The organism is Erythrobacter sp. (assembly GCF_024305245.1).
Taxonomy (GTDB): domain Bacteria; phylum Pseudomonadota; class Alphaproteobacteria; order Sphingomonadales; family Sphingomonadaceae; genus Erythrobacter.
Genome location: NZ_JAMWYX010000010.1, coordinates 17,051 through 33,119 on the forward strand (window position 1 = coordinate 17,051; position 16,069 = coordinate 33,119).

The following is a 16,069-nucleotide window of genomic DNA, read 5'->3' on the forward strand; positions in this document are numbered from 1 at the left end:
ATCAATCCTCAGGCGCGTGTTCGAGGATCCCCACCACGAACATCCAGACTATAAAATACAGGCACAGCGCAAACCCAAAGATCGTCAGAACCGTTCGGAACGCCTTGGGGTATTCAGGTTGGTCGGGCACATTCGGATCGACGACCCGCTCGAGGTAGAATTGCTGCTTGAGCGCGTCGGTCCTCGCCCCCTCGAGCGTCGTTTGAGCAAGCACAAGCAGTTCTGAAGCCAGTTCCTGCTCCAGCACCAACGCATCGTAAAATGGCAGCTTGGAGCTGATCGTATTGCCGCTGCCAACAACCCGTGCGGTTTGGCGTTCAATCTCACGGGTGAGCGATGCGATCTGTTCGCGCAGAGCCGGAATTGAGGGATGGTCGGGCGTCACACTCCGCAGGGTGGATAGCTGCGCTTCAAGCGAAGCCCTTTCCGCAATGATGCGGTTCACGATCTCGGCTACGCCGGTGGCTTCCTCCAATGGGTCTACGACCGACGCGGTGTTGCGGTACTGAGCAATCGCAGCACGCGCCGCGGCGACACGGACTTCGGCCTCCACGACTCGGCTCTCTGCCTCCTCGATCGCATTGGTCCGTGCATTCTCGTTGAGTTCGTTGACCAGCTGTTCGCTTTGCTGCAACAACTTCTCGTTGATCGCTGCGGCCTCAGCCGGCTCGAAGGCGATCGTGCGCAGGACAATCAGCCCAGTGTCGGCGTCCCGGCTGATCTGGATTTTGTCGCGATAGTAGTCGAACAGATCCTCGAATGCGTTTTCCTGCCAGGGGAGGGGGAATCGCGAGAGCATGTCGACGTCTTCTGCGCCATAGATCTTGCGAACCGAAAGGTCCGTTGCAAGTGCGCTCAGTGCGGAGCGCGAGCGGACGAAGTCGATGACCTGATTGGATTGTTCCTGACCACCGGAGAGGCCGGTGGTTTGGATAAGATTGGCAAAGGAGGACACCTGCGCGCCGCGCTGGTTGGGCGCCTTGATTGCAAAGCGCGATTCGGAGACGAACTGGCTAGACGCAATTGCAAAAAAATAGATGGCGCTGAGCAGCACCGGTAGGATCACGCCGAGAAGAAACCATGGATTGCGGCGTGCTTTAGCTGACAGATTGCGGAGAAAATTCATGGCCGCCCTATGCGTCGGCGAGCCAGCCAACACCAGCAAAAACTCGTCTCAAAGTCGCATTGAGCGTTGAAGCGAGCGGGGTTCATTGGGGTCGCAGAATTTGGTTAATCCGTCCGGCTGTACGCCGCGCAATGACAATTGCCGATGCCGCGGCGCTCAAACTTGGCGCTCCCTCAGACAGACGGGAGACCAACGCCTCTGCCGGACAGGGGAGCCCTGTCAATGGGTCAAGGTAGCGCGGGTAAAGCAGTAGCGCGGCCGCAACCAGTTCGTCGAGCGTGCGCCGCGCCGTGCGGCGGGCGGGCACAGGGCCGCGATCGACCGTCAGGCCCCAGCCAGCGTAGAACGGCACCCCAAAAACGGTTACCTGCTTGCCGCGCATCAGCGCCTCGAACCCGGCGAGCGAGCTGTTGACGTGCAATTCGTCGACCATGTCGATCAGCGCCGCCATCGGCGCGCTGGTTTCGACCCGGTCGGCGAGCGCGACCATCTCGCGTTCTGGGATCAACCCGCGGCGGTGACCCGCCAGCACGTCGGGATGCGGTTTGTAGATCACGTAGGCATCGGCCCCGGCCTCGACCCGCGCGCGGCGCAGCAGTTCGAGGTTGGAAGAAAGCGCGCCGCCGCTGGTGACAGCGCGATCATCCTCCACCTGCCCCGGGACCAGCACATGGCGGCGCGCTCCGCCGGGACGCAGCAGCGGCTCGCCGCTGCCCTTTTCGTATTTGGAAAGGCCGCCGGCGATAATCGCCGCGCGCAGCGCGCGCGCGCGGGTAAGGAGCTCGGGCGGGAAGTCTCCGTCTTGCAGCAGGTGTTCAAGCCCGCTCCGTGCGCCGGGATCGAAGTGCGGCCCATGCTCGTCGACGATGATCGACAGGGGCGGAACGCAATCTGCCCCCAGGCCGGCTGAGCGGATGAAGCCGTCTTCGATCTCGATCACTGGAGGCGAGACCTCCGCAAGCGCGCGGGCCTGTGCGGCGGAGATCCGGGTCCGCCACAGCGCCACGCCTGCGCCTGGCGGCAGGTCTGCAAGCCCGCGACCATAGGGCACTGGAGCGCCCGCCCAGAGTAGCGCCGAGACTGTCGGCTTTTTCCAGTAAGCAATCCCCATCACCGAATGGATGCAGCGGTTGGCATCGATAAGGGCGCGCCACATGCCGCACAGGACGATGGCATCGAGCGGCGCGATTGTGCTGCCATCGAAGGGATTGTGCCACTGCCAGCCGGTGAGATGCGCTTCGAGAAGACATTCCGTGTCGCCCTCTCCGGCCTCTCGCTCGCTCCCATCATCCGCAACGAGGATCACCGACACGCCTGCCGCAACCGCTATCAGCGCGCGCGGATCGCCATCCGGGAGACGGGCGGCCTGCGCTGCCTCGAGAATCGACCAGGGGTCGTGCCCTTCAGGCCACGCGAAGGCTTCCGCCAGAGGCCTCTTCGTTCCGTCAAGAACTGCCCCCTTTGGCTGCTCAGACAGGCGGGAGCCCCAATAGCACCCGCCGACCCGGTGGCTCGCCAAGGCAGCAAGCAGCGCCGTCGGATCGCCGGCTCCACTGCCGCCGGGCGATGCGAAACGCGGTGCGCGCGCGCCCGGAAACGGCGGGATGGACAGGATCGGGGTGGGTCTCATCTTACCCGACTGCGGCGATGGCGATGATCTTGCGCAGCAGCCCGGAAAGCTCGCCAAGCGGGACCATGTTCGGACCGTCCGACAGGGCGCTGGCCGGGTCGGGATGCGTTTCCATGAACAGGCCGTCGACCCCGACCGCCATTGCGGCCCGCGCGAGCGGCTCGACGAACTGGCGTTGGCCCAAGGACCGATCACCGCCGCCGCCGGGCTGCTGGACGCTGTGGGTGGCATCGAACACCACCGGCGCGCCCATTTCGCGCATGATTACCAGCCCGCGCATGTCAACAACGAGGTTGTTGTAGCCGAAGCTCGATCCGCGTTCGCACAGCGTGATTTGCGGGTCGGCAATCCCCGCATTTTGAGCAGCCGCCTGTGCTTTGCCCAGCACCGCCGCCATGTCGGGCGGGGCCATGAACTGCGCTTTCTTGATGTTGACCGGCCGCCCGCTAGCGGCGGCGGCCATGATGAGATCGGTCTGGCGGGCAAGAAAGGCTGGGGTCTGGAGCATGTCGACCACTTCGGCCACTGCCGAAACCTGATCTGGCAGGTGCACGTCGGTCAGCACCGGCAGCCCGGTTTCCTTGCGCACCTTTTCGAGAACCCGCAAACCCTCCTCCACCCCGTGACCGCGAAAGCCGGTCACAGACGTACGGTTGGCCTTGTCGAAGCTCGCCTTGAAAATCACCGGAATATCTAGCTCGGCGCCGATGGCTTGCAGCTGCTCTGCGATAGACAGACAAAGCGCCTCGCTCTCGATCACGCAAGGTCCGGCGATTAGGAACGGCGGGGCTCCGGGTTCGCGGTGGAAAGATGGCAACATCAGGCGGGCTCCATTGCCGCGCGGCGGGCTAGCTCAGCCTCAATCAGCGGGACATCGGTAGGGTTGTTGAGTTCGATCATTTCCCAGCCGGGCGCTTCGCATACCGCGACCCCTACCGGCAACCCCGCGTCGAGGAACCGCAGCTGCTCGAGCCCCTCCTGCAGCTCAAGTGGCACTGGTCCGTGCGCCGAATAGTCTGCTAACGCCTCGGGTCGATAGGCATACAGACCGAGATGAAGCAGCACACTCTCGAGCGGAGTAGAACCTGGAGAGACATGGGGAATGATGGATTTGGAAAAATAAAGTGCGCGCCCGCTCTTGCTGCAGACAACTGTCGTTCCCCCAACCCTCCCGGCAGCAGCGTCAGACTGAAGGTGATCAAGGATAACCGGACTGGCGCGCACAGCTGCGGTTGCCATGGCAAGGTCCGGATTTGATGTAATCATCGCTGCAACAGCCGCCACCATGGCCGGAGGGGTAAGCGGTGCGTCGCCCTGCAGGTTTACGACAAGATCAGGCTTTTCACCGAGAACCTCGAGAGCAGCAGCGCAGCGCTCAGTGCCATTAGTGCACGCAGTTGGTGTGAGCACCACCTCCATACCTTCGGCTTTTGCCATTTGCGCAATCCCATCATCATCTGTGGCGATCACACACCATGTGTCCGGGCCTAATGCGCGGGCGGCCGAGCAAGCAGCCATCCACGTGTAGCACAAGGCTGGGCGAACCAGCCCATCGGGGCCCTTCACTGGCGCCAGAGGCTTGGCTGGAAATCGGCTCGAGGCAAGCCGTGCAGGGACAATGATGACGTTATTAGCCATTACTGGTCAAGGTGCGGTTCCCGCGAGCGGTGCTGCTGCGATGTCATAAATCTGCACCACCCCAAGCGGAATTTTTGGTTCGCGCTCGTCCACAACAAACAGCACCGTGATCCGATGCGTGTTCATCATCTCGAGAGCTTCCTGCACAAGCGCGGTACGCAAAATTGTGCGAGGCGTTTCGCTCATGACGTCGGCAGCAGATCCAAAAATCAGATTGCGCGCGTGCCGACGAAGGTCGCCATCGGTGATGACGCCAACCAATTCTGCTTCATCGTCGATCACTCCCGCCAACCCCAGTCGCTTCTCTGTCATAGTGAGCAGCACTTGTGGCATGGGCGTGTTGAGTGCGACGAGGGGCAGCTTGCTGCCCGAATGCATGACGTCTTCGACACTGCGAAGATACAGCCCGATTTCACCTCCAGGGTGAAGCGCGCGAATGTCAGGGGCGGACAGACCGCGTGCACGCATCGCTGCCACTGCCAACGCGTCTCCCAGCGCGAGCATCATTGTCGACGAGGTCGTCGGCGCCAGGCTCGATGTGCAAGCCTCCTCAACTTTCGGCAACATCAATCTGATATCAGCTGTGCGCATCAGCAAAGAATTGCGATTGCGCGAAACGCCGATGACGGGACAGCCGATGGACTTGGCATAGATACAAAGAGGCTGCACCTCGACCGTTGCACCGCTGTTGGAGAACACGATCAGCACGTCGCCCGGGCTCACCATCCCAACGTCGCCATGGGCAGCTTCGGCCGCATGCACGAAAAGGGCAGGAGTGCCGGTAGCGGCGAGCGAGGCGGCAATCTTCCGCGCGATATGGCCCGATTTGCCGATGCCCGATACAATCACCCGCTGCTGGCAGCTGAGGATCATTTCGACTGCCTTGGCGAAGTCCTCGTCCAGATGCTCGCTCAGCAGATGAAGTGCATCGGCTTCCATCCGAATTACGCCGCGACCAACAGCGATGTGCGCGTCATTGCTGCTCGAAGATGGCGCATCAACGTGCGCCTCTTTACGGAGTTCGGGAAATACCATCTGCAACTACCCCCAACGTGAAGCGTTATACTGCTCTGTGCGACCCAGGGCAGGAAGAAAAAAGGCAAAAATACTGTGCGATTCTGCAACATTGTCTTCGATCTTGACGGCACCCTCATTGATAGTGCGCGGCTCACCGGAGTGATTATCGACCAGATGCTGGACAAGCGGGGCGTAGACATGCGTGCCAGTAGAGACTTGATCCGCAAAATGGACGCCATTGGCGGCGAAGCCATGATAGCCGCCGTCTTGGGCCCTCATTCGATCAATCCCGCTGCTGAAATCGAGGAGTTCCGCGCCCTCCACCGGACGACCAATGTGCCTGCAGAATTGCCTTTCCCAGGTGTGCGAGAGGCCCTCGGAGAACTGTCCGCAAGCGGTATTGGCCTTGCGATCTGTTCGAACAAACCGCAGTTCTTGTGTGACAAAATCCTCGGCGACCTCGGCTTGGCGCAGCATTTCACTGCAATTATTGGCAGCTCGCCCGACCGCGCCCGGAAACCTGCCCCGGAGTGCGCGCAGCTGGCAGTCGCGGCGTTGCGGGGCTCTTCTAGGGACACCCTTTATTGCGGGGATTCGGTAATCGATATCGGCACTGCGCGCGCCGCGGGGCTGATGGCGACCTTGGTTCGGTGGGGTTATGGCACCGCTGACGCACTCAAAATCGAGCCCAGAACTCCTGTCCTCGAATCGATGTTCGCTTTGAGTGAAGCTCTTGAGGGACATGGACAGCTATGCTTTCCGGGAGGATGAGATCCGAGTCGAGAAAACGCGATCCCAGATCATCCCCGTGATCGCGTAGTTGCCGCCGACCTTGAAATGGTGGTGGCGCATATGGTGACGCTTTACCGCACGGGCCACTCGCCCTTTCATTGGGAACTGGTGACAGGCGTAATGCACCAGGTCATAAGCGACATAACCCACCATGAAGCCCAAGAAAAACCATGTTCCGATCAAGCCAAAGCCCCATAGCGACAGCAACCAGATCAAGCCGCCGACGCTGAGGCTGACAATCGGAGGCATCAGGTTGCGAAGCGGGTCGTTTGGGTCGGCGTGGTGATTCCCGTGAATGACGAAAATCGCCTGCTTAAGCAACGCCGACTGCGGCTCAAAATGGAAGATGAAGCGGTGCAGAACGTATTCAACAATGGTCCAGACAACCAGTCCGAGAAATACGAACAGCAGGGCCCAGACTGTGGGAGCGGTGATCACACCCACGATCGCGATAGCAGGAAGAGCCATCGCCCAGAGAACCACAAAGCCAGCCGCCGAGAGCACCGTTAGTCGCTCTAAGTAACCGTTTTGGAACAGCTGAATGCGTCTTGAGAGATTAGGGCGCGAACCTGTCATAAGCGCCTCCATGGACGGCAAGGGGATCAAGTCAAGACGCTTGCGACGAACGCCGGAATTATAAGATAGAATGCCAATATAGGATGGAAGTTCCCCATTCTGGTGTGACATATCGGCACCTGACGCATGCCTCGAAGCTTCGAAAGACCCTATTAAGCAGTGCGATGCCGCAGCTGCGAACCTGATTCAGGAGTAATCGAGTTTGGTAACGGAACAACAGCTGAAAGCCTCCGTGAATACACATATTTTTGTCAGCGGCGCTTCGGGAACTTTGGGTCGGGAACTCGCCATTCGGCTGGCGCGGCCCGGAGTGCACCTTTCACTATGGGGCCGCAATGAAGCGCGTCTCAGCGAGGTTGCTGACCGGTGCCGCGAGCATGGTGCCCGAGCAGATATTCGATCGGTTGATCTCGCCAACCTCGTCAACGCCCTCGACGCGCTCAATCACGAAGACAACCTTTCTCCCTTTGATCTGGCCTTTTTGGTTGCAGGCCAAGGAGACACGCTTTTGCCCGGCGAAGTCATTGAAGATCCGTATCAGGTGGCGAGACTCGGCCACGCAAACTTCGTTGCACCCGCGGCGATGGCCTCAGCTTTGGCTGCACGTATGACAACCCGCGGCGCGGGGCGGATCGGTCTGGTGGGAACTGCTGCCGCATCGCACTCGCTGCCCTTTGCGGCAGCCTATGCCGGGAGCAAGGCCGGACTGGCGCGCTATGCCGACGCTTTGCGGCTCGCCGTCCGGAAACACGGTGTCTCGGTAACTCTGATCACGCCAGGTTTCTTCGCCGCTGCACAAGGCGATCATTCGGTGACCCGCCGCCCCGGGGAAATTTCTGCAGGCATCGTCGCAGAACGAATGATCGCAGCCGTAGCATCGGGCCGTGCCGAGGTGGTCGTACCCCGGCGTTTCCTGCTGCTACGCTGGCTTGATCGGCTGCTGCCCCGCCCCTTGCGGGATCGGCTGCTGCTATCGCTCAGGGTCCCTTAGGCGGATGGCATCGAGAATAGCGTGGTGGAGTTCGGCGGGGGTGAGGTCGCATTCAGATCCGCTTTCGGGCACGGGCGTGCCATCGGCGGCAAAGCGGACCAGCACATAGGGCGTATGCCGCTCCGCCCCCGGTTCGCTGGCACCAGGAATGCTCGGCCGGTGATCTCCGAAGAAGCACAGGATGGTCGGCCGGCGGATGCGGGGGAGAGCATCCATCAGGCGCGCGAGCATGGCATCACTGCGTGCCAGCAGCCTCAGGTAAGGGGCGGCACTGCGCACTGCGTCGGCTTCGTCCGGCGGCCAGGGGCCGTGATTCTCGATCGTCACGGCATAGATCAGGCTCGCACCTGCACTGTCCTGCTCGGCCAGCGCGATGATCCGGTCGGCAACCGCCGCGTCGGTGACATAGCGCCCCTCGCCCGGTGCCGGAGGAGCGAAAGCCTCCTCGCCGACAAGCGCATCGAACCCGGCTTCGGGCATAAGCCGGTCGCGTCCGTAGAACCGCATGTCGTGGGGGTGCACGAACCAGCTGGTCCAGCCGGAACGGTCCAGCCGGTTGGGAAGCGCATAGCTGGTTTCGCCGCGCGCGGTCAGAAACGGGTCGAACCGGCGCGTTCCGAGCACCTCTTCGCCGCGTCCGAACAACACGCCGAATTCGGTGCGCATGGTGTAGGCCCCGAAGCCGGAAACCAGCAATCGCCCCTGCTGCAAGGCACGGCTCCGCGCCGCCGCCAGACCGGGAAGTGAAAGCGCCGGATCGCCAAAAACCGCGACCGGATCGGTAAAGGATTCGCACTGGATGATCACCACCAGCTGGCCCGGTTCCCCGGCAATCGGCGGCGCGCGGCAGGGTTCGGGGTCGGCGGTGCCGCGCCACGCATGCAAGTGCGCAAGGAGGCTCGCGGCGAGGCCATGGCGCATCACATCGGTGTCCGGATCGGGCACCACGTCCGCCACCGGGCGGCCGATGCGGCACAGCGCGGCAGCCAGCCCCGCCCCCGCGCCGAGCGCCAGCCCAAGACCCGCCAGCCTCGGCGCCAGTTCAAGGCTCGACAACGCAGCCAGTGCCACGACGAGGGCGGCCACGCCTCCTCCCAAAACTACAACCTGCGCCGGGCGCAACGCGGTGAGGTAGAATTGCGGGTGCTGGAAAACCGCTCCGATCAGCGCGAAATCGCTGAACACCAGCGGCTCTCCCAGAACCCGGCGCTTGATGTTCGAGATCAGTGCAAGCGCGCCCGAAAGCGCGGCCACGACCACTGCCGAGACCCCAGGCGCGCCGGTCAGGACGACTCCGAGGCCAAAAACCAGCATGGCGGCCAGCGCCAGAACGGCGGTGCCGCCCAGGCTGCGCGGCGCGGGGGACAACCGCCCGCGCGGGAGCGCGAAGGCATCGGCAATGATCGCGAACAGACCTGCCAGCAGCGCCGCGATCGCAAGTTCGCGCCATACTTCGATCACCTGTGCCTCCCGGGCAACACTGCGGGGCATTGCCCCCGGTACGGAGCATCGCTCCGATCATGCGCGACCGTGATCATGACCGCTCGGCTAGCTTCGAATCACCATGGAAAGCAAAAACAAAATGCTATTCCAGCATCGACAAACCGCTGCCCGCAGGCCTAGGGAAGACGAACGTAAATCCCGCACCTACCGAATGATCCAGCGATTTCCCGTGACCGCTCAACCGATCTTGCCGCCGACGAATCCGCTTCTGCAATCGGGGATGCAGCGCCGCGTGCTGCTGCTGCAGGGCCTGATGGGGCCGTTTTTCCGAAAGCTCGGGGAGGGTCTGCGCAAATCCGGGCATGAGGTGTTCAAGGTCAATTTCAACGGCGGTGACCGGGCGTTTTGGCGGCTCCCCAACGGGATCGACTTTCGCGGGACGCTGGACGAATGGCCCGAAGCCTTCGCCCGGCTGGTCGACGATCACAACATCACCGATGTGATGCTGTTCGGCGATTGCCGCGATCATCACACGGCGGCACTCGCGGTGTGCCGGGAGCGCGCGCTGACGGTGTGGGTGTTCGAGGAAGGCTATGTGCGTCCCGACTGGGTGACGATGGAGATCGGCGGCGTGAACGGCCACAGCCTGCTGCCACGCGACCCGCAATGGTACCGCGCCGTCGCGGCCGAACTGCCGCCTGTGCCCGAACACCGCAAGGTGCCTTCGTCGTTCCGCCGCCGGGCGACCGAAGGGCTGTGGTACAATGTCGCCGACGTCCTGACGCGCTGGCGCTACCCGGGCTGGCGCACCCATCGTCCGTGGCATCCGCTGGTCGAGGGCATCGGCTGGGCGCGCAAGCTCAACCGCCGCGAGGAGCGGCGCGAACAGGGAGCACGGCTGATCGCCCGGCTGGCGAAAGAGCATGCGCCCTATTTCCTGTTTCCGCTACAACTCGATTCGGACGCGCAGATCCGGCTGCATTCGCCCTTCGCCGGCATTGTCGAGGCGCTCAAGGTAGTGCTGCAATCCTTTGCCGAACATGCTCCGGCCGATACGCGTCTGGTGGTCAAGGAACACCCGCTCGATAACGGGGTGCGCGACTGGCAACTCGAAACCGCCGATCTCGCCAAGCGGTTCGGGATCGAGGACCGGGTCGATTATCTGGCTTGGGGCGATATCGAGGCGATTGCCGAGCGCGCGTGCGGGATGGTGACGATCAACAGCACCAGCGGGACGCTGGGGCTTGCGCGGGGGATTCCCGTGGTCGTTTTGGGCAAGGCGATTTACGACCTGCCCGATCTCACATTCCAGAACGGGCTCGATCACTTCTGGACCGAGGCAACGCCCCCCGATGCGGAAACATTCGGTGCCTTTCGCCGGGTACTGATCGATCATTGCTTGATCCCGGGCGGGTTCTTCTCCGACGAAGCGCTCGACAAGGTGGTCACCCATGCCATCGCCCGCTTCGAAGGGCGCAGGTTATTGCCCGACTAGGCCGGACGTCGATCACGGTGCAGCTTTCCAACCGATATCAGCGACAAGCGTCGCGGAGCGCGGGCACATGATCGACATGAGCCTTTTCGAACACGCCATATTCGCGGCCGTGATCCAGCTGATCATCGGCCTGCTCACAGGCAATTGGTGGGCCGGCGCTGCACTCGCTTCGACCTATTTCATCGGGCGCGAGGTTGCGCAGGCCGAATATCGCTGGATCGAGCATTTCGGGGACGGGCTGCGCGCCAACATGCCGTGGAACGCCGTATTCGACCGGCGTGTCTGGCAGAACAGCGATCAGATTGCCGATTGGCTGGGGCCAGTGATCACAACCGTCGCGATTGCCCTGATCGCCGGCAGCGTCGGGAGCGGCCCTGCCGTGCAAGAGCCTGTCGATGGAGCAGATGACGAGATCGCCCCGCCCGGTGCTTGACGGCTTGCGCCGTTGCCCATAGCCGCAGTCCGCACCATTGGGGTAAGGGCCGTCATGCGCACAATTCTCGTCACCGGATCGGCCGGGTTCATCGGCTTTCATCTGGCGCAGCTGCTGCTGGATGAAGGCTTCCGCGTGGTCGGCTATGACGGGATGACCGATTACTACGACGTGCGGATCAAGCAGCGCCGCCACCAGATGCTGCTGCAGCACCCGCATTTCAGCTGCACCGAAGCGATGCTGGAGGATTTCGACGCGCTGCACGCGCTGGCGATGGCGGAAAAGCCCGATGTGATCGTGCATCTGGCAGCGCAGGCGGGGGTGCGGTACTCGCTCGAAAACCCGCGCGCTTACGTGAATGCAAACCTGATCGGCACCTTCAACGTGATGGAATGCGCGCGCGAACTGGCGGTGGATCATCTGCTGATGGCCTCGACCAGCTCGGTTTACGGCGCGAACGAGGAAATGCCGTTCGGCGAGGGGCAGAAATGCGACACCCCGCTGACGCTCTATGCCGCGACCAAGAAGGCGAACGAGGCGATGGCGCATTCCTATGCGCATCTGTGGAACCTGCCGACCACGATGTTCCGGTTCTTCACCGTCTACGGCCCGTGGGGGCGGCCCGACATGGCGCTGTTCAAATTCACGCGCGGAATCCTCGAAGCGACGCCGATCGACATCTATAATGATGGCGAAATGTACCGCGATTTCACTTACGTCAGCGATCTGGTGCGCGGCATCCGGCTGCTGGTCGATACTGCACCGGTGCGGCCCGACAGCCCCGAAGACATCGCCGAAGGTGACAGCCTCTCGCCCGCCGCCCCGTTCCGGGTGGTCAATATCGGCAATGGCGAGAAAGTGCGGCTGATGGATTTCATTACCGCGATCGAGGCCGAATGCGGGCGCGAGGCGATCAAGAATTTCATGCCGATGCAGCAAGGCGATGTGCCCGCGACATGGGCCGATGCGTCACTGCTGAAGACACTTACCGGCTACGCTCCGCAGACCCCGTTCCGCGAAGGCGTGGCGCGGTTCGTCGCATGGTATCGGGATTATTACCGCGTTTAGGCGGCGTCAGTTTCCGGACGGGGCTTCCGCTGGCGGAATGGCGTCGATCGGTACCTGCTCATCATCGCCATCGTCGAACGGGCCGGGCTTTGCCGGAGCAACCGGGGGCTGGCGCGCTTCGGTGTCGATCGGCGGCGGGGCGAGCGAAGGATCGCTCACGGCCGGAAGTTCCCCGGCGCGCTCACGCTCGAGCCGTTCCATATATTCGCGCTCGATCATCTCGACCCGCTCCTGCTCGGCGGCCGCATCTTCATCGATGGTAGAGAGGCGTTCGGCCCTCGCTTCCTCGATCAGCGCGCTGAAGCGCACGTTATCGGCCTCGGCGCGGTCCTTGTAAGCGGCTTCGATGAACTTCTGGGTACAGCCGGTGAAGCCGCCGAGACCGGCCGGACTACAGCTCATCGCGCCGAAATCGCCGACATACTTGATCGACTCGACCCGCTCCGCCCAGGCGGTGTTCTCGGGCGAGTTGCTCTGGCGCAGGTTCGACGGGATGCGATAGCGGTCCGCTTCGACCAGGATCTCGCAGATCACCACTTCGCCGGGTTGCGCGGTCGGGCATTCGTCCTCGCTATAGGCGATCACCATGTTGATCTTCTCGTCGGCGCTCTGTGCCGAAGCCGGTGCAGCGGCGGCAAGCGTCGCAGTGGCGGCGAGAAGGGCGCCTTTGAGAACAGCGCCTTTGATAGCAGCAGGGGCGAGCAGGTGCTTCATCGCGTTTGGTCCTTTGTCCGGCAGAGCGGTTCGTCCCAGCCATGCCTTCGGGCGGGCCTACTTGTCTAGAGCGCTTGCGCTGAACCGGCTGTGAAGCGGGCACCGCTATCAGCACAGTTAGCGAAAAATTGAGTCCCGGTAAGCTATGCGGCGCGGATGGACAATAATATCGCAGTCGTGGGGCTTGGCTATGTCGGCCTGCCGGTGGCCGTGGCGCTCGCCGAACGGTGCGGCGGCAACGGGCGCAAGGTGACAGGGTTCGACATCGCCGCCGGACGCGTCGCCGCTTTGCGCGCAGGGCATGACGCAACCCGCGAGATCACCGATGAACGGCTGGCGTCATGCGGCCTTGACGTCACCGACGATCCCGCCGCGCTCGAAGGGGCGAGCGCTTTCATCGTAACGGTTCCCACCCCGATCACCGACGAACAGCGCCCCGATCTCACCCCATTGCGCAAGGCCTGCGAACCCATCGGCCCGCGCCTCGCCAAAGGCGCGCTGGTGGTGTTCGAATCGACCGTATTCCCCGGCGTGACGCAGGACATCTGCGGCCCATGGCTGGCGGAGATTTCAGGGCTTCGGCAGGGCGAGGACTTCGCGCTCGGCTATAGTCCGGAACGGATCAATCCGGGCGACCATGTCCACCGGCTGGAGACCATCACCAAGATTATTGCCGCCGACAGCGAAGCGGCACTGGCGCGGATGCGTGCGATCTACGGCAGCATCGTCGATGCCGGGCTGCACGAGGCACCATCGATCAAGGTGGCCGAGGCCGCCAAGGTGATCGAGAACACCCAGCGCGACCTCAACATCGCGCTGATGAACGAAATCGCGCTGATCTTCGACCGGATGGGCATCGCGACGCGTGACGTCCTGGCGGCAGCGGGGACGAAGTGGAATTTCCTGCCCTTTACCCCCGGTCTGGTCGGCGGGCACTGCATCGGGGTCGACCCGTTCTACCTGACAGCGGCGGCGGAAAAGCTCGGCTACCGGCCCGAAGTCATCCTGGCAGGGCGGCGGATCAATGATTCAATGGGGCAGGCGATCGCGCAGAAGCTGGTCAAGCTGCTGATCGCGCAAGGCGTATCCCCGTGCCGTGCGAAGGTTGGCGTGATGGGGCTGACCTTCAAACAGGACGTGCCCGACATCCGCAATTCCAAGGTGCCCGATATCCTCGCCGAACTGCGCGAATACGGGATCGAAGCGCTGGTCAGCGATCCGCTGGCGGAACCTGCGGCGGCTCTGCACGAATATGGCATCGCGCTGAGCCCGCCCGGCGATCTGGTCGGGCTCGATGCGCTGGTGCTGGCGGTGAACCACGCCGACTACCTCGCCGACCCGGCGCAATTGACCGGTCGGATCCGTCAGGGCGGCGTGATGGTGGACGTGAAAAGCGCGCTCGACCGGGCGGGATTGCCCGACGAACTGGTGTATTGGAGCCTTTGACACCGCATGCCGCCAGCGGGTTCCCGCAGGCGGTCGAAAAATGCTTGATCGATCAACAGCCGCGTGGGACTAAGCCCTTCGTTTCCAAGGCCCGCACTGACACAGAGCCGCTAATATGATCCGCAAGGCCCTACTGGCGCCGTTATGGGCGCTGCAGCTGGCAACCGGGGCCAAGAGCTTCCTCGACAATCCGCTTATCGGTTCGCAGCGCCTGAACCGGCGTGGGCTGCACGTCGCCAGAGTAAGGCTGGCCGATGCCATATGCCAGTGGCGTCGCCGCCGGTTGGCGTCCAGAGTTCGGTCCGACTGGCGCGAGGCATTCGATCGTGACGGCTTTGTCGCCATTCCCGACATCGTCCCGCCCGCGGAATTCGCCGCCTTGCGCGCCGCGGTGCTGGGCTACGAGGCTCCGGCGCGCGAAATGCGGCAGGGTGACGCCATAACCCGGCGCATGGCCATCGATCCCGATATGCTGCGGGCCATCCCCGCGCTGCGGCGTCTGCTGGAACGCGAGGACATCGTCGCCCTGTTCCACTATGTCGCGAGCTACCGCATAACCCCGCTCCACTACGTCCAGACGATTGTCAGCAAGATCGGCGGAAATGAACCCGATCCGCAGGAAGTCCTGCACGCGGACAGTTTCCATTCGTCGCTGAAATCGTGGCTGTTCCTCAATCCGGTGGCGGTGGAGGACGGGCCGTTCACCTATGTCCCCGGATCGCACCGTTTTACCCCGGAACGCATGGCATGGGAGCGGGCACGCAGCCTTGCCAATCCGCGCGCGATCGATCGCCTTTCGGCGCGCGGTTCGCCGCGGATCGGCGCGCCCGAGCTGGAGGCGATGAAGCTCCCTCCGGCACGGTCGCTGGAGGTGGCGGCCAATACGCTGGTGGTTGCCGATACGGTCGGCTTTCACGCGCGCGGACCATCGCTGCGATCGGGGGAGCGGGTGGAGCTGTGGTCCTATGCCCGGCGGAACCCGTTCCTGCCATGGCTCGCGGGCGATCCCAGCAGCTTGCCGGGCATTGCCGAGCGGCGGGTGGGACTGGTGTGGCGGGTGCGTGATCGTCTGGAGAAGCAGATCGGCCAGCCGTGGCAGCCGGTCGGGCGCAGGACCCCGTCGGAGCCGGGCTGAAAAGCCCCGCGCCGAAGATTCAGATCCGCTCGCTCACCTTGATCGCCAGGCGGCAGCCGAGCCGGATCGCGCCTGCCAGCAACGGATAGGCGGGCGCGCGTTCGGCGCCGTTCGCCAGCGCGGCATCGCGGTGTTCGCGCTCGTCTTCGCGGAACGCCTCGATCATGCCGGCCAATTCGGGATCCTCGCCGCTCGCTTCCAACCTGTCCAGCTGCTCGCTGTAATGCTTGTCGATCTCGGTCTCGACCGCGGCGGTGCAGGCCATCGCGGCTTCCGGCCCGAGCAGCGCAGTGCCTGCGCCCAGTGCGTAGCCCGCCGCCGACCAGAACGGGTGCAGCACCGTCGGGCGCACCCCGCGCCTCACCAGCAGTTCATCGAACTTGGCGCGGTGTTCGCGCTCCTGCTCGGCCATGTGGCGGATTTCGGCGGAATGCGGCGCACGGTCGCCCATCACGGCCAACTGGCCTTCATAGATGCGGGTCGCGCCGAATTCGCCGGCCTGATCGACCCGGATCATGCGGTGGAGTTCATCGCGTTGCATATTGCGTTCCCTTCTTGCCCCCGC

At 63.2% G+C, this 16,069-nt stretch carries 16 protein-coding genes; 7 read left to right on the forward strand and 9 right to left on the reverse strand.

What is annotated here, in order from left to right; genetic code table 11:
• Position 1 precedes the first annotated feature (1 nt).
• The 5 genes from Q0L48_RS13150 to Q0L48_RS13170 all read right to left on the reverse strand — a co-directional run bounded on the left by Q0L48_RS13150 (position 2) and on the right by Q0L48_RS13170 (position 5,429).
• Positions 2-1,126 carry a capsule biosynthesis protein gene (locus Q0L48_RS13150; protein WP_296721678.1) on the reverse strand — a complete coding sequence of 375 codons (1,125 nt, stop codon included), beginning with the start codon at positions 1,124-1,126 and terminating at the stop codon, positions 2-4.
• Between the two features lie 82 nt (positions 1,127-1,208).
• Entirely contained in the window at positions 1,209-2,756 is a 1,548-nt protein-coding gene (locus tag Q0L48_RS13155; RefSeq protein ID WP_296721680.1) for a hypothetical protein, read from the reverse strand.
• 1 nt (position 2,757) lies between these two features.
• On the reverse strand, positions 2,758-3,576 hold the full coding sequence (kdsA, locus tag Q0L48_RS13160) for a 3-deoxy-8-phosphooctulonate synthase (protein ID WP_296721682.1): 819 nt from the start codon (positions 3,574-3,576) through the stop codon (positions 2,758-2,760).
• Positions 3,576-4,394: a 3-deoxy-manno-octulosonate cytidylyltransferase gene (locus Q0L48_RS13165; protein WP_296721683.1), complete on the reverse strand. Its 819-nt coding sequence runs from the start codon at positions 4,392-4,394 to the stop codon at positions 3,576-3,578. Before Q0L48_RS13165 ends, kdsA begins: the two co-directional genes overlap by 1 nt.
• A 6-nt stretch (positions 4,395-4,400) precedes the next feature.
• Positions 4,401-5,429: an SIS domain-containing protein gene (locus Q0L48_RS13170; RefSeq protein ID WP_296721685.1), complete on the reverse strand. Its 1,029-nt coding sequence runs from the start codon at positions 5,427-5,429 to the stop codon at positions 4,401-4,403.
• 75 nt (positions 5,430-5,504) lie between these two features.
• Here Q0L48_RS13170 and Q0L48_RS13175 point away from each other — a divergent pair, with 75 nt between their 5' ends.
• Positions 5,505-6,182, forward strand: a complete 678-nt coding sequence (locus tag Q0L48_RS13175) for an HAD family hydrolase (RefSeq protein WP_296721686.1) — start codon at positions 5,505-5,507, stop codon at positions 6,180-6,182.
• Here Q0L48_RS13175 and Q0L48_RS13180 read toward each other — a convergent pair.
• The gene (locus Q0L48_RS13180) at positions 6,162-6,779 is read right to left on the reverse strand and encodes a sterol desaturase family protein (protein WP_296721688.1); all 618 of its coding nucleotides are present in this window, start codon (positions 6,777-6,779) and stop codon (positions 6,162-6,164) included. The genes Q0L48_RS13175 and Q0L48_RS13180 overlap by 21 nt on opposite strands.
• Before the next feature lie 202 nt (positions 6,780-6,981).
• On the opposite strand from Q0L48_RS13180, the gene Q0L48_RS13185 reads away from it, so the two are divergent.
• Positions 6,982-7,770, forward strand: coding sequence for an SDR family oxidoreductase (locus Q0L48_RS13185; protein WP_296721689.1), 789 nt, complete (start codon positions 6,982-6,984; stop codon positions 7,768-7,770).
• On the opposite strand, the gene Q0L48_RS13190 is transcribed toward Q0L48_RS13185, so the two are convergent.
• On the reverse strand, positions 7,750-9,231 hold the full coding sequence (locus tag Q0L48_RS13190) for an LTA synthase family protein (protein ID WP_296721691.1): 1,482 nt from the start codon (positions 9,229-9,231) through the stop codon (positions 7,750-7,752). The genes Q0L48_RS13185 and Q0L48_RS13190 overlap by 21 nt on opposite strands.
• Before the next feature lie 211 nt (positions 9,232-9,442).
• On the opposite strand from Q0L48_RS13190, the gene Q0L48_RS13195 reads away from it, so the two are divergent.
• The 3 genes from Q0L48_RS13195 to Q0L48_RS13205 all read left to right on the forward strand — a co-directional run bounded on the left by Q0L48_RS13195 (position 9,443) and on the right by Q0L48_RS13205 (position 12,209).
• Positions 9,443-10,708 (forward strand): capsule biosynthesis protein, encoded by a 1,266-nt coding sequence (locus tag Q0L48_RS13195; RefSeq protein WP_367274045.1) that lies wholly within the window; start codon positions 9,443-9,445, stop codon positions 10,706-10,708.
• 67 nt (positions 10,709-10,775) lie between these two features.
• Positions 10,776-11,141, forward strand: a complete 366-nt coding sequence (locus Q0L48_RS13200) for a hypothetical protein (protein ID WP_296721693.1) — start codon at positions 10,776-10,778, stop codon at positions 11,139-11,141.
• Positions 11,142-11,195: 54 nt separating this feature from the next.
• Positions 11,196-12,209, forward strand: a complete 1,014-nt coding sequence (locus Q0L48_RS13205; protein WP_296721694.1) for a GDP-mannose 4,6-dehydratase — start codon at positions 11,196-11,198, stop codon at positions 12,207-12,209.
• 6 nt (positions 12,210-12,215) lie between these two features.
• On the opposite strand, the gene Q0L48_RS13210 is transcribed toward Q0L48_RS13205, so the two are convergent.
• Positions 12,216-12,923 (reverse strand): hypothetical protein, encoded by a 708-nt coding sequence (locus Q0L48_RS13210; RefSeq protein ID WP_296721695.1) that lies wholly within the window; start codon positions 12,921-12,923, stop codon positions 12,216-12,218.
• A 156-nt stretch (positions 12,924-13,079) separates the two neighbouring features.
• On the opposite strand from Q0L48_RS13210, the gene Q0L48_RS13215 reads away from it, so the two are divergent.
• Positions 13,080-14,369, forward strand: coding sequence for a nucleotide sugar dehydrogenase (locus Q0L48_RS13215; RefSeq protein ID WP_296721697.1), 1,290 nt, complete (start codon positions 13,080-13,082; stop codon positions 14,367-14,369).
• Positions 14,370-14,484: 115 nt separating this feature from the next.
• Positions 14,485-15,504 (forward strand): phytanoyl-CoA dioxygenase family protein, encoded by a 1,020-nt coding sequence (locus Q0L48_RS13220; protein WP_296721699.1) that lies wholly within the window; start codon positions 14,485-14,487, stop codon positions 15,502-15,504.
• 19 nt (positions 15,505-15,523) lie between these two features.
• On the opposite strand, the gene Q0L48_RS13225 is transcribed toward Q0L48_RS13220, so the two are convergent.
• Positions 15,524-16,045, reverse strand: a complete 522-nt coding sequence (locus Q0L48_RS13225) for a demethoxyubiquinone hydroxylase family protein (protein ID WP_296721700.1) — start codon at positions 16,043-16,045, stop codon at positions 15,524-15,526.
• Positions 16,046-16,069: the final 24 nt, after the last annotated feature.

Bases quoted from the DNA above. Each gene is read 5' to 3' on its own strand.
- Q0L48_RS13200 (WP_296721693.1), top strand. From the start codon at position 10,776: ATGATCGACATGAGCCTTTTCGAACACGCCATATTCGCGGCCGTGATC.
- Q0L48_RS13150 (WP_296721678.1), bottom strand. From the start codon at position 1,126: ATGAATTTTCTCCGCAATCTGTCAGCTAAAGCACGCCGCAATCCATGG.
- Q0L48_RS13155 (WP_296721680.1), bottom strand. From the start codon at position 2,756: ATGAGACCCACCCCGATCCTGTCCATCCCGCCGTTTCCGGGCGCGCGC.
- Q0L48_RS13165 (WP_296721683.1), bottom strand. From the start codon at position 4,394: ATGGCTAATAACGTCATCATTGTCCCTGCACGGCTTGCCTCGAGCCGA.
- Q0L48_RS13225 (WP_296721700.1), bottom strand. From the start codon at position 16,045: ATGCAACGCGATGAACTCCACCGCATGATCCGGGTCGATCAGGCCGGC.
- Q0L48_RS13170 (WP_296721685.1), bottom strand. From the start codon at position 5,429: ATGGTATTTCCCGAACTCCGTAAAGAGGCGCACGTTGATGCGCCATCT.
- kdsA (WP_296721682.1), bottom strand. From the start codon at position 3,576: ATGTTGCCATCTTTCCACCGCGAACCCGGAGCCCCGCCGTTCCTAATC.
- Q0L48_RS13210 (WP_296721695.1), bottom strand. From the start codon at position 12,923: ATGAAGCACCTGCTCGCCCCTGCTGCTATCAAAGGCGCTGTTCTCAAA.
- Q0L48_RS13215 (WP_296721697.1), top strand. From the start codon at position 13,080: ATGGACAATAATATCGCAGTCGTGGGGCTTGGCTATGTCGGCCTGCCG.
- Q0L48_RS13180 (WP_296721688.1), bottom strand. From the start codon at position 6,779: ATGACAGGTTCGCGCCCTAATCTCTCAAGACGCATTCAGCTGTTCCAA.
- Q0L48_RS13205 (WP_296721694.1), top strand. From the start codon at position 11,196: ATGCGCACAATTCTCGTCACCGGATCGGCCGGGTTCATCGGCTTTCAT.
- Q0L48_RS13220 (WP_296721699.1), top strand. From the start codon at position 14,485: ATGATCCGCAAGGCCCTACTGGCGCCGTTATGGGCGCTGCAGCTGGCA.